Annotated in this window: 16 protein-coding genes; all 16 read right to left on the bottom strand. The window is 71.2% G+C overall.

The genetic code is table 11. The features are described 5' to 3' along the window. Window positions 1-271, bottom strand: a 271-nt coding sequence (locus tag LLG88_12010) for a hypothetical protein (GenBank protein ID MCE5247626.1), incomplete at its 3' end; no start/stop codon positions are given. Further along, window positions 264-602 carry a hypothetical protein gene (locus LLG88_12005; protein ID MCE5247625.1) on the bottom strand — a complete coding sequence of 113 codons (339 nt, stop codon included), beginning with the start codon at window positions 600-602 and terminating at the stop codon, window positions 264-266. The genes LLG88_12010 and LLG88_12005, both read right to left, overlap by 8 nt. Next, window positions 599-832, bottom strand: a complete 234-nt coding sequence (locus LLG88_12000; protein MCE5247624.1) for a hypothetical protein — start codon at window positions 830-832, stop codon at window positions 599-601. The genes LLG88_12005 and LLG88_12000 overlap by 4 nt, the downstream gene beginning before the upstream one ends. Continuing rightward, the gene (locus LLG88_11995) at window positions 832-1,026 is read right to left on the bottom strand and encodes a hypothetical protein (GenBank protein ID MCE5247623.1); all 195 of its coding nucleotides are present in this window, start codon (window positions 1,024-1,026) and stop codon (window positions 832-834) included. The genes LLG88_12000 and LLG88_11995 overlap by 1 nt, the downstream gene beginning before the upstream one ends. Further along, window positions 1,023-2,513, bottom strand: coding sequence for a DEAD/DEAH box helicase (locus LLG88_11990; GenBank protein MCE5247622.1), 1,491 nt, complete (start codon window positions 2,511-2,513; stop codon window positions 1,023-1,025). Before LLG88_11990 ends, LLG88_11995 begins: the two co-directional genes overlap by 4 nt. A 210-nt stretch (window positions 2,514-2,723) precedes the next feature. Then, window positions 2,724-3,431 (bottom strand): PD-(D/E)XK nuclease family protein, encoded by a 708-nt coding sequence (locus LLG88_11985; protein MCE5247621.1) that lies wholly within the window; start codon window positions 3,429-3,431, stop codon window positions 2,724-2,726. After that, window positions 3,428-5,344 carry a DNA polymerase gene (locus LLG88_11980; GenBank protein MCE5247620.1) on the bottom strand — a complete coding sequence of 639 codons (1,917 nt, stop codon included), beginning with the start codon at window positions 5,342-5,344 and terminating at the stop codon, window positions 3,428-3,430. Before LLG88_11980 ends, LLG88_11985 begins: the two co-directional genes overlap by 4 nt. 51 nt (window positions 5,345-5,395) lie before the next feature. Continuing rightward, window positions 5,396-6,208 carry a hypothetical protein gene (locus tag LLG88_11975; GenBank protein ID MCE5247619.1) on the bottom strand — a complete coding sequence of 271 codons (813 nt, stop codon included), beginning with the start codon at window positions 6,206-6,208 and terminating at the stop codon, window positions 5,396-5,398. Window positions 6,209-6,223: 15 nt separating this feature from the next. Further along, on the bottom strand, window positions 6,224-6,625 hold the full coding sequence (locus tag LLG88_11970; GenBank protein ID MCE5247618.1) for a hypothetical protein: 402 nt from the start codon (window positions 6,623-6,625) through the stop codon (window positions 6,224-6,226). A gap of 84 nt (window positions 6,626-6,709) precedes the next feature. Then, window positions 6,710-6,946 carry a hypothetical protein gene (locus LLG88_11965; protein MCE5247617.1) on the bottom strand — a complete coding sequence of 79 codons (237 nt, stop codon included), beginning with the start codon at window positions 6,944-6,946 and terminating at the stop codon, window positions 6,710-6,712. Between the two features lie 24 nt (window positions 6,947-6,970). Beyond that, window positions 6,971-7,660, bottom strand: coding sequence for a hypothetical protein (locus tag LLG88_11960; GenBank protein ID MCE5247616.1), 690 nt, complete (start codon window positions 7,658-7,660; stop codon window positions 6,971-6,973). Between the two features lie 14 nt (window positions 7,661-7,674). Further along, the gene (locus LLG88_11955) at window positions 7,675-8,106 is read right to left on the bottom strand and encodes a hypothetical protein (GenBank protein ID MCE5247615.1); all 432 of its coding nucleotides are present in this window, start codon (window positions 8,104-8,106) and stop codon (window positions 7,675-7,677) included. Window positions 8,107-8,186: 80 nt separating this feature from the next. Then, window positions 8,187-10,295 carry a DUF3854 domain-containing protein gene (locus LLG88_11950; protein ID MCE5247614.1) on the bottom strand — a complete coding sequence of 703 codons (2,109 nt, stop codon included), beginning with the start codon at window positions 10,293-10,295 and terminating at the stop codon, window positions 8,187-8,189. A gap of 42 nt (window positions 10,296-10,337) precedes the next feature. Then, complete coding sequence (locus LLG88_11945; GenBank protein ID MCE5247613.1) at window positions 10,338-10,589, bottom strand: hypothetical protein; 252 nt, start codon at window positions 10,587-10,589, stop codon at window positions 10,338-10,340. Further along, on the bottom strand, window positions 10,589-10,789 hold the full coding sequence (locus tag LLG88_11940) for a hypothetical protein (protein MCE5247612.1): 201 nt from the start codon (window positions 10,787-10,789) through the stop codon (window positions 10,589-10,591). Before LLG88_11940 ends, LLG88_11945 begins: the two co-directional genes overlap by 1 nt. After that, window positions 10,786-11,106: DNA cytosine methyltransferase (locus LLG88_11935; protein MCE5247611.1), on the bottom strand; the 321-nt coding region annotated here is incomplete at its 5' end. The genes LLG88_11940 and LLG88_11935, both read right to left, overlap by 4 nt.

Genomic DNA, 11,106 nt, shown 5'->3' with positions numbered 1-11,106 from the left:
CGTCTACGACGGCGAGGGCGGCGGCGAGGTCGCGGCGGGCCTCGTCGCGCTCGGCGGTCATCGCGCGAAGCGCGGCCGACAGGTCAACGGAGTCTCGCGCGGCGTCCTCGCGCGCCGCGTCGAGGGCGAGCAGGAGACGCGCGACGCACACCTTCGGCTCCGCGTGCGCGAGATGGCTCGGGCCGTATATGGAGGTCCGCCGGTCGTCGAGGCGCTTGATGGGCTCGCCGCAGTCGGCGCAGAGCGGGAGGCCGCGCGTCCCGTCACCCACGGGACACCTCCGCATCCGGCAGCGCGGCGAGGGCGGCGGCGAGGGCATGGGCCACGGGGGCGTACCCGGACACCACGTTGTCGGAGTCGCGGAGGAACGCGACCAGCCGCTTCGCCGCGTCCACGAGGGGCGCGTAGTCCGCATCGGCGGCCGGGCGCGCGGCGGACTCGATCAGGCGGACGACTACCTCGGCTGGCTCATGCACGCCGAAGCGTTCGCTGCCGACCATTACGACTGCGGTGCCGCCGTCGGTCTCCGTGACGACAGATGAGACGGCGCGCGGCGCGACGTACAGCGGAAGGCCGCCGTCGAGAGTCAGCCTAATCATCATTCCCCATCCCCCTGCGCGGCCCGCATCGCGGCAACGTCGGCGACGCCGTCGGCTTCCTTCGCCAGCTCGTCGAGCGCGGCCTCGACGACCCCATACGCCGCGTCGTCGTAGGACGGCGACAGGTCGGCAATCGCGCGACTCGCGTTCTCCGCGTCGTACCCCGCGCGCCGCGTTTCAAGCGCCGCGCGCCGGCAGCGGATCGATTCCAGTTGAGCCTCCAGGTGAACCATCAGTCCCCTCCCTTCCCGCCGCGCCGGGCGCGGCACGCGATCTTCCCCGCGACGTAGCCGAACTTGTAGCCGTCGCTCCTGCCCTCTTCGTAGCCGACGCCGAAGCCGTCCACGAAGCCGCGGTTCCCCCCGACGTACCACGCCGCGAAGGCGACCATCGTCGCCAGCAGCGCGTAGAACGCCGCCTCGATCATCTCCCCTCCTTACCCCGGCGCGCCCGCAGCGCGTCGAAGAACGCCTGTTGCCCGCGGTCCTTCCGCCCCAGCGCGGCGAGGACGTCCTCGTCCACCGTGTCCTTGGCGACGATCCGGTAGACGCGGCACTTCTCCGTCTGGCCCTGGCGCCAGACGCGGCGGATCATCTGGTCGTAGAGTTCGAAGTTCCAGGTGGGCGAGAACCAGCAGACGCGGCAGCCGCCCTGGAGGTTCAGCCCGTGGCCCATCGCCGCCGGATGGCCGAACAGCAGCGGCAGCCCGCCGGCGTTCCACGCCTTGACGGCGAAGGCGGCCTTTTTCTCGCTCGTCCCGCCGCCGATGTAGGGCGTTCCCGGCCAGCGCGCGAGCAGCCGCGCGAGGTCGTGCTTGTATTCGTAGGCCACGAGGAGCGGCTGGCCCTGCAATTCGTCAACCAGATCCTCGAGCGCGTCGAGCTTGGCCGGATGGAGCTCGACGAAGCCCCGGCCGCCGGCGGCCTTGACCAGCTCCGGCCGCGCGTCGCCCGTCTCGTCGAGGTACAGCGCGCCGGCCGCGGCCTGGCGGCAGGCGTTCGACGCGGCGGAGGAGTCCGCGACGGAGACGACGTTCTTGTCGATCTCCGCCACGAGCAGCGTCTCGAGCTGGCGGTAGACCTTCTTCGCCTTCTCCGGCAGCTCGACCACGACGTCCGTCGTCGTCAGCTCCGGCAGCTCGAGGTACTCCTCGGCGCTCATGCGGAGCGCCAGCGGGCGGAGGCGGTCGTAGATCCGCTCCTCGGCGCCCGGCTGGAGGCCCCACTCCCAGCCGTTCGGGTCGAGCGGCTGGAAGAACTCCGTCCGGTAGTGGGTGACGTAGCGGCCGAGCGCGTTCCCGAGGTCGAGGACGTAGGCTTGGCCGAAGAGGTCGAGCAGCCCGTTCGCCGCCGGCGAGCCGGTGAGGCCCCAGCGGCGGGCGAACATCGGCAGGTAGGGCTTTAGGAGCTTGAACCTTTGGGTCGTCGCGTGCTTGAACTTCGACAGCTCGTCGATGACCAGCGTGTCGTAGCCGAGGCCGGCCAGCGAACGCTTCGATCCCCAGCCGCCGCCGGCCGCCGCGTCGCGCGCCCCGAGCAGCCAGGGAAGGCCCTCCGGGTTGACGACGTGGACGTCGGCGCCGTCGTCCCTCCGCTCCTCCTTCCGCGGCCCGTGGAGCACGCTCAGAGACAGGCCGTGGAAGTCGGCCCACTTCTCGAGCTCCGCCGGCCAGACGTTGTGGCAGACGCGGAGCGGAGCGACGACCAGCGCCCTACGGGCGACGCCCTTCTCCTTGAGCACCTTGAACGCCCCGAGAGCGATCGACGTCTTGCCGAGGCCGGGGTCGAGGAACAGCGCCGCGGCGGCGTGCTGGACCAGCCAGCGCATCGCGCGGACCTGGTACTTGTGCGGCTTCCAAGGCCGCCCGCAGGAGAGCGCCGACTTCTCCGGCGTCGTTCGAGACGTACACGTCATAGCCCAGCTCCTTCAACCGCGCGATGCGGAGGTCTTGAAGCGGCGTCGTCTTGCCGCGGACGCTCTTGAACTCCACGAAGACCGGCCGCCCGCCCGGCACGAGGAAGAGGCGATCCGGCCAGCCCTTCCCGAACGACATTTTCAGCGGCTCGATCCCCAGGCGGCGCGCCTCGCGGCACGCCGCCCGTTCGATGGACGCCTCCCGCCGGATCAGTGTTCGCACGGGCCGGCGTTGTCGCGGCGGTAGTGGCAGTAGCGGCAGTACCAGCCGGGGCGCGAGGGGAAGATCCGGTCCTCGAGCATCGGCAGCGGCCGCACGGTCCACAAGGCGAGGAACTCCTCGAGGCGGTCGCGGTTGACGCGGACCTTCACCATCTCCCCCGTGTCGAGGAACCAGAGTTCGCCCTGGACGGACTCGACCGCGGGGAAGTGGAGGAAGACGGACACGGCGTAGAGCTCGAGCTGGTCGTCGTAGCCGTCGCGCTTCTTGCCGGTCTTGAAGTCCACGATCCGCGCCTTGTCGCCGTCGATCACCAGCGCGTCGGCGACGCACCGCAGCCAGACGTCGCGGTCGAAGAAGCCGCGAGGCTCCCACTTCTCCGTCACGGCGAAGCGGACCTCGGACTGCGCCTCCTTCTTCCTCAGCGCGCGGAACTGCGGGGCGAACTTGGACAGCTCGGCCGGCACGCGGCGCGGCGGCTCCTCCGCCTTCAAGTACGCCTCGGCGAGCGCATGGACGGCGATCCCTCGCTCGAGCGCCGGCCCCTTCGGCTCGGGCAGCTTGAGCCCGTGGCGGTACATCGCGTAGCGCGGGCAGCGTTCCCAATCGTGGAGGCGCGAGATGCTCCACGTGGAGAGCGCGACCTCGGCCTTCGCCGGCGCGCCCACGGCCTCCGCCCATCCTTTCGGCTTCCTCATGCGACGACCCTCTCGCCCGCCTTGTCGTAGGGCTTCATGGCGGCCCAGCTCTCCTTGGAGAGCTTGCCTTCCGACAGCATTTTCACGTCGAAGTCGAGCGAGGCCATCGCCCCGGACAAGACTTCCATCGCTTCGCCAACCCGGTCGTCCGGGCAGTCGAACATCAGCTCGTCGTGGACCGTGAGGATGAATCGCGCGCCGAGCGCCTCGAGCGCCTCGACCGCGCGGATCGTGGCCTCCTTCGTCGCGTCGGCCGCGCTGCCCTGGACCAGCCGGTTCACGAGCTTGTAGTCGAACGTGCGGACCTCGCCGCGCTCGAGCCGCGGCGGCTCGCAGTAATACTCCCGGCCGCCCCAGGTGCGGATCGGCTCGCCCGCCGCGGCCCGGCGGCGCATCTCGTCCTGCATATCCTTGAGCCCGGAGAAGCCGGCGAGGTAGGCGCGCTTCGCCGCGGCCGCGTCGGCCAGCGACGTCTTCGCCTTCTCCGCCATCGAGGCCACGCCCATGCCGTAGATCAGCCCGAAGCCCACGGTCTTGATAAGGCCGCGCTTGTAGTCCGTCGCCAGCATCCGGTTAATCATGCGGCGGGCGTGCTCGTGGACGTCCAGCCAGGGATTCTCTTCGTAGGCGGTCTGGAGGGCGCCGCCCTCGAAGTGGGCGAGGATGCGAAGCTCCTGCTGGGAGTAGTCGCGGTCGATCAGCGTGCGGCCCTCGTCGGGGACGACGAAGGATCGGACCTCGGGCAGCGGCGGGAGGCCCTTGATCGGGCAGCGTGGCAGCCCGTCGCCCTCGGCGGAGTGGAACAGCTCGCCGAAGGGCTTCGGGAGGTTCTGGAAGTTCGGGCTCGAGGACAGCCGCCCCGTGCGCGCCCCGGACAGCCCCGCCTCGCGCTCGTTCGGCCGGCGGACCTGGGACCATTCGGTGTAGATCCGGTCCCCCGTGGGGCTCGCGTAGGCCATCTCGAGCCACGGCTCCATGAACGTGCGGAGGCAGGTGCAGAGCGCGTTCCGGTAGCGGAGCACGCCGGCGAGCGGCGTGACGCCGAGGCCGCGGGCGATCGCGTCCTTGTGCGTCGCCAGCTTCCCCGTCTTGGTCACGCCCATCGCGGCCGCGTCGGCGTAGCCGCGGGCGACGAGAGCCTCCCCGACCGCCGCGTTCGCGTCGAGGTTGACGTCGCCGAGCTTCCGCCGCAGCCAGCCCTCGACCCGGCCCAGCGTCTCGTTTCCGCGGTGGATCTCCTGGGCCAGCCGCTTCGCGTCCACGCGCATACCGCGGCGCTCGGCGTCGAGCAGGATCGGCAGGAGCCGCCGCTCGCGGTCGTAGGCGTCGGACATTCCGCGGCGCTCGATCTCCGGCAGCAGCGCGCGGTAGAGCAGCTCCGTCCGCTCGACGTCGCCGATCGCGTAGCGGCCGACGAGCTCGCCGGGGGCGAGGCAGATCCACGCCCGCGCCGCCTTCGTCGTGAGACGGCGCCCCTCGACCGGCTGGCGCTCGACCAGCCAGTCGGACACGGCGTCGCGCTCCTCCGGCGGCATGGAGAGCAGCGCCTCCGCCGCCTCCTTGAGCCCCAGCGCCTTCGCGTCGGGATCGTGGAGGAACAACAGGAACAGCGTGTCGTGGATTGCGTGCCACGGGCGCCGAGGGCAGCCCATGTGCGTCTCCGCGACGTCCACGTCGAACTTGGCATTGTGGAACAGCAGGCACTTCGACTTCTCCCAAACCTTGCGGAGCTCCTTCTTCGCCTGCTCGAGCGTGCAGTTATTCCCCTCGGGGTGTCCCCAAGCCAGGTAGCGCGCCTTGCGCTTCCAAGGCTTGATCGCCACGCCCACCGGGACCGGCGGATACTCCGGCCGCCGGCCGATCGGCCTCGTCTCGAAGTCGATCGTCGTCGGGCAGGGCAGTCTCTTCGCCATGCCAGCCTCCCGTCTGACGGAAGGGGCGGCCCGGAGGCCGCCCCGTTGGACTCAGAACTTGCGGCGGCCCTTCGGCTTCGCCGCGGCGGCCGGGGCGGGCTGCTCGGCGACGGCCTGGTAGGGGAACTCGATCGCGGCCGTCGCCTCCTTGTGGCGGGCGAGGACGACCGGGATCATCGCGGCCGGCAGCTTGGCGATCGGCTCGAACTCGACGCGGAACTGCGTCTTGCCGTCCGGCACGACCTTGATGCGCGTGACCACGCCGACCGGGTGAGTCTTCATGACGCCGGCGAGGTTCTTGACGTAGGTGCCGAACGCCTTGACGGAGGTGACGGGGATCTTGAGGAAGGCCAGGTCGGCCCCCTGGTACTGCTCCGCCTTGTCGAACAGGTCGAAGTCGTTCGTAGACTGGCGGTACGTCCCGGCCGGGATCAGCGCGAGGCGCATCGTGTTCTTGCACGCCTTGCCGCGCCCGGTGTCGCTGGTCCCCCAGGCGTTGTTCGGGCATTCGCGGCAGGAGTCGTGAACCGGCTCCTCGACGTCGGGGTACGGCGTCATCCGCTGCGGATCGCGGCCGAAGGCGTAGCACTTCGGCGAGAGCCGCTGGTCGGGGTCGAAGCGCGCCCCGTAGAAGATGTTCTCGTTCACGAAGTCGAGGATCACGGCCGCGCACGTGTTGCCCGGCATGACCTGGCCGCCGTAGGAGAGCTGCCCGCCGCGGAGGGAGAGGAACGACCCGCCGCCGATCCCGGCCACGGCCTCCGCCGCCTGCGCGGTGAGCTTCGCCAGCTCCTCGTCCCACTTCACCAGCCCGCCGTTCTCCTCGACGGGGACAAGCGCGTTGCTCTTGACCTTCTTTCCCATCGTCGTCTCTCTCCTTTACTTCACTTTCGACACGGACAAGTCAACGATCTTGACGCACTCCACGCCCGGAACGGACTCGTCCTCGGCCCAACGGTCCTTCACCGCCCCCTCGGACACGCGCCGCTGGAGCAGCTCGAAGCTGCCGGTCTTCTTGATGTGCGCGTAGAGGGCCGGCCAATCCGACACCTGGGGGACTTGCTTCTCGGCCACCTTGACGGCGGCCAGCTTGCCGGCCACCCCGGTCGCGCCGGTGAGCGGGATCTCGGCGATCAGCAGCGCCTTGAGCTCTCGCTCGCGGGACTGGATCTCCTCCGCTTGTTTCTGGAGCGCGAGCCGACGCTCGCGCGCCTCGAACAGCTCGTCGGCGAGCTTCGCCAGCTTCGCCGCCGTGGTTCCCTTGACCTTCGTCGCCGTCATCGTCTTCGCCTCCGGCGCCGGGCGCCCTGCCCGACGACTTGATGCTACCATCAACCCGCTCCCCGTCAAGGGGCGGGGCGGAATTTATTTTCCGCCCCGCGGCTCGAGGAGCCCCTTCCGCCGCAGGTAGCCGCGGCACCACCACAGGATCTTCCACGCCTTCGCGTCGGGCAGGTCGGGATACGCCCGCAGCAGCGACCGCACGATCGTCTCGTCCTTGCGCCCGGCGAGGAGCGCGTGCTGGGCGAGGCCGTAGGGCGTGTCCTTGCGGAACACGCCCGAGCCCCGCTTGCCGGCCGCGACCTCCACGAACCTTTTCATGGCCGTCTCCGTTCTCCCCGAGACTCAGAACTTGATGAAGCGGAGGACGAACGTCTCGTCGCCCTCCATGCCGCGATCCGTACCGTAGCGGAACGGGAACGAGGCGTCCTTGCCCGTGCGGCGCGCGTGGTCCTTCGCCCGTCGCGCCTCCTCCTCGAGCGCGGCGGTCTTCTCGCGGTCCTGCCGCGCCGCGGCGTTCGCCTTCTCCGCCTCGGCGTCCCCCTCCAGGACGGACGCGGCCGTCCGGCCGATGCTCTTGACGGCGGCGAGCTGCACGTCGAGGCGCTTCCGCAGGTCGGCCAGGCGGCCCCACAGGTCGGCCAGCTCCGCGTCCCGCTCCTGCCACTTCCGCCGCCATTCGGCGACCTCGGCGGCGAACCGCCGCTCCCGCTCCTCCGTCTTCGCCTTCCGCTCGGCCTCCGCCTCCTCGTGCTCGTTGGCCTCCTGCAAGGCGGTGATGGTGCTCTCCTCGAGGCGCCGAGCGAGCTCCCGGTCGTCCGCGGCGAGCATCTCCACAGCCTCCGCCAGCCGCGTGCCCGGCTCGAGTTCCATCTCGCGCTGGACGATCGCCAGCGCCTCGGCGACCTCGCCCTGGGCGCGACGCCGCGAGGCGTTCAGCCGCCCGACGAACTCGAGCAGCGTCTCGCCGGGCGCGCGGCCGGCGGCGCGAAGTCCTTCGATTTCCTGCGGCGTCAGAATCGTGGTCGTTTCCATAGTCCGGGCCCCTCCTAGTCGTCCCAGCGCCGGCGCTTCTGCGCCAAGCTGCCCGTTCCCGTCGCGCCGAACCGCGCCAGGGCCGCCCGCAGGGCGGCCAGCGCGTCGCGCTCCAATTGCCGCGCCCGCTCGCGCGAGCGGCCCATCGCCGCGCCGACGTCGGCCAGCGTCAGCCCGCGCAGCCGGCCCTCGATGCAGGTCCGCTGCGGCGTCGGCAGCGCGGCGATCGCCGCCCGCAGCGCCTCGCGGCGCTCGCCGAGGATGATCGCATCCTCCTGCGTCGCGTCGCAGCGGAACTCCGGCAGCAGGTCGCCCATCGTCACCTTGGCCGACGACCCGTCCGGCATCCGGCTCGTCGCCGGCGCGTCGATCGAGATGGCGACGACGGGCGGGGCGTACCGCCCGACCATCATCGCCAGCACCTTGTTCGGGACTTGCATCGCCATTCGTCAACCCTCCGCGGCGGCTCCCTCTCCCGCCGGACGAAAGCATGGTACGGGTTGACGGTTTCGTCAACCCCTTCCCGTCAGTATTTTTTTCCCTCGAGCGGCTTCATGACGCCCTGGACGCGGGCGGCGACGACGTGGGCGGCGACCGATTTCGTCGTCGCCTTGCGCCAGGCGTCGCCGCGGCGGATCGCCCAATAGCGGTTCTGCTCCGCCTCCACGCGAACCGGCGAGCCGCCGGCGGCGAGGAGGAAGCCCTGCCGGGCCAGCTCGCGGCCGACGCCGCCGGCGGTCGTCTTCGTCTTGCCGGCGGGGTCGTAGATCCCGAGCAGCTCGGCGCTCGTGTAGAGGTCCGACCGCAGGACCATGCCGCCGAGGCGGAGCGTCTGGTCGGGCGCCTCACGGAGCGCGGCGACGAACGACCCGAGGTCCGAGCGGACGAGGCTGGTCATCTTCTCCTTGGCCCGCGTCGCCGGGGCCGCGGCCCGCGGGTCGAACTTCTCCAGGTTGCGGTCGAGGAGGTTGGCGAAGACCGCGGCGGCGAGGCCGCCGTGCCAGAGTTCCTCGTCGTAGGCGCGGGCGAAGTCGGCCGGCAAGCGGTCGGCGACGACTTCGTGAATGAAATACCTCCGGTCCTCGTCCTCGAGGAAGATCGCGTCGGGCTGGTTGCTCGTGAAGTAGTAGTTGGCGCAGTCGGCGACTTCGTAGCTCGGGACGTACTTTTGGTTGACGCGGAGCGTTTTCTGCGTCACGAGTTTCTTGAGCAGGTCGGCGTCCCGGCGGCTCGTCTGGCCGGTCACGTCGTCGCCGAGGATGAAGGTTTTGTTGACCAGCCACTCGTTGAACGGCGCGCGAAGGTGCTCCGAATTGATCTCGGAGAAGCCCGCGCCGTGGATCTTGCCGATCGTGTAGCCGAGCAAGGACTTGCCCGTGCCCTGGCCGACGCCGTGGACCACGGCGGCCGTGAACAGCTTCTCGCCGGGGTGCTGGAGGGGCCAGGCCAGCCAGTCGAGGAACCATCGCCGATCGGCCGGGTCCGCGCCCTCGAAGAGATGGTCCACGAGCCGGCGGAAGAGTCCGACGTCGCCCTTCTTCGGCTGCACGCCCCAGCCGGGCCAGTCGTTCCAGCAGACCTCCCCGCCGACCTCGGCCTCCCGCGGCTGGCCGGGCGCGAAGACGATCCGCGCCGCCTCGCGGCGGTACGGCCAGGCGATCCACTTCGGCGCCGCGGGGACGCGCTTGAAGCTGACGGACCCGTCCTTCTTCACCGTGCGCTCGGCGCAGACCCGCGCGGCGTAGGCGTGGGCGACGAAGGCGGCCGGGGCCAGCTTGCGCCCGTCCGCCCGCGCCACGACGACGCCGGGGTCGCGGACGTAGACGACCTCCTCGTTCAGCTTCCACAGTTCGGCGGCCATCGTCAGCGGCTCGGCCTCGTCGAGCAGGGCGACGAAGGCGTCCGTCCCCTCGGCGACGATGAAGTCGTCGAGGCCGACCTTCGCCTTCCCCGGCAGGTCGGGTAGGGCGACCATCTGCGGCAGCGCGCCGCGGAGGCGCAGCTCCTCGGCCAGCGCGTTCAGCGCGTCGCAGACGTGGGGATTGGTGCGCGCGTCGCTGTCGTAGACGACGTGGACGCGCCGGCGACGGAAGTCGATCGCCTCGAGCTCCGGCAGGAACAGGACGCCGGTCGTCGGGCAGCGGAAGTTCCAGACCCCGCCGAGGCCCACGGCGGCGAAGCCGCGGACGGCGGCGCAGGACGCCTTGAGCTCGCCCTCCGTAATCACGAGGTCGCGCGCCGGGTCCGACGCGATCGTCTTCCACGGCAGCACGCGGGGGAGGTAGGCGCAGACGCCGGTCCCCGGAGGCTGGGCGTAGCGGCGCTCCTTCGCGCCGGCGACCGCGGCGAAGCTCTCCGTCTTCGGCCCGAGGTAGCGCACCCGCTCGAACTGCGGCCACTTCGGCGCGGCCGCGAGCGGCCCGCCGTCGAGGCCGAAGTAGGGGATTCTCAGCGCCGGCCGCGCCTCGTAGCCCGCTCCAGGATGCGCCGCATCGGCGTCCTCGAGGTACGCCATTCCGAGCGCCGCGCCCTGCTCCGGCGTCAGCCCGCTCTCCGCGAGCTTCGCCGCCGCCGCCCCGCCGTCGTCCGCCCCGCGCCGCCGCTTGCGGGGCGCCTCGATCTCCGCCGTCGCCATTCCGCCTCCGTCGCCCCATCCTGCCGCAAGTTTATGCTATCGTCAACCCTTCGCCGTGCGCGGCACGACGCCGACGATGGAGAGGATGCTCAGGACGCCCTTGAAGACGGCCTCGACGAGCTCGGCCTCCCGCGGCTCCAGGCGCAGCGGCTCGGCCTCGCTGCCGCAGCGATGGCACGGCGGGGCCGGCTCGCCGCGCGGGACGGCGATCGCCCGCAGGCAGCCGCAGGACGGGCAGAGCAGCCGAACGGCCTCGAGCGGCCTGCCCGTCTCGAAGTCCAAGACCTCGCCCATCAGCGCGCCCCCTCGAGCGGCACGTCGCCGCGCTCGACCAGCGTCCGCAGGCGGGCGACGTCGGCGGCCAGGGCCTCCGCCGCCTCGCGCTTCGGCCGGCACTCGTCGCAGAACTCGCGGGCCGGGCAGAGCCCCCGGAGCAGATCCTCGACGCGGCGCTCCGCGTCCTCGAGCACTTCGCGGTAGCCTTTCGCAGTCACGCCTTCCTCCCCTTCACGCGCCGATCGACGCGCCGCTTCTCCGCCTCGAGCCGGGTCAAGATCCACCGCAGCACCGGGACGGCCATCGAGTTCCCGATCGCCTTGTAGCGCGGGCCGTCCGAGGCCGGCTTGCCGTGCCGCCAGTCCACGAGCGTCCAGTCGTCGGGGAATCCCTGGAGCCGCTCGCACTCGCGCGGCGTGAGGCGACGGACGGCGGGCGTCTCGGCCGCGTTGTAGAGGTCCACGCCGGAGACGACAAGCGGTGTCCCCCGCCCGCTCCCGTCCTCGCTGGCGTCGGCGCCATCGGCGGAAAGGCA

Source organism: bacterium (genome assembly GCA_021372775.1).
In the GTDB taxonomy this organism is placed as follows: domain Bacteria; phylum Acidobacteriota; class Polarisedimenticolia; order J045; family J045; genus JAJFTU01.
This window is presented reverse-complemented; position numbering and strand designations above follow the sequence as displayed.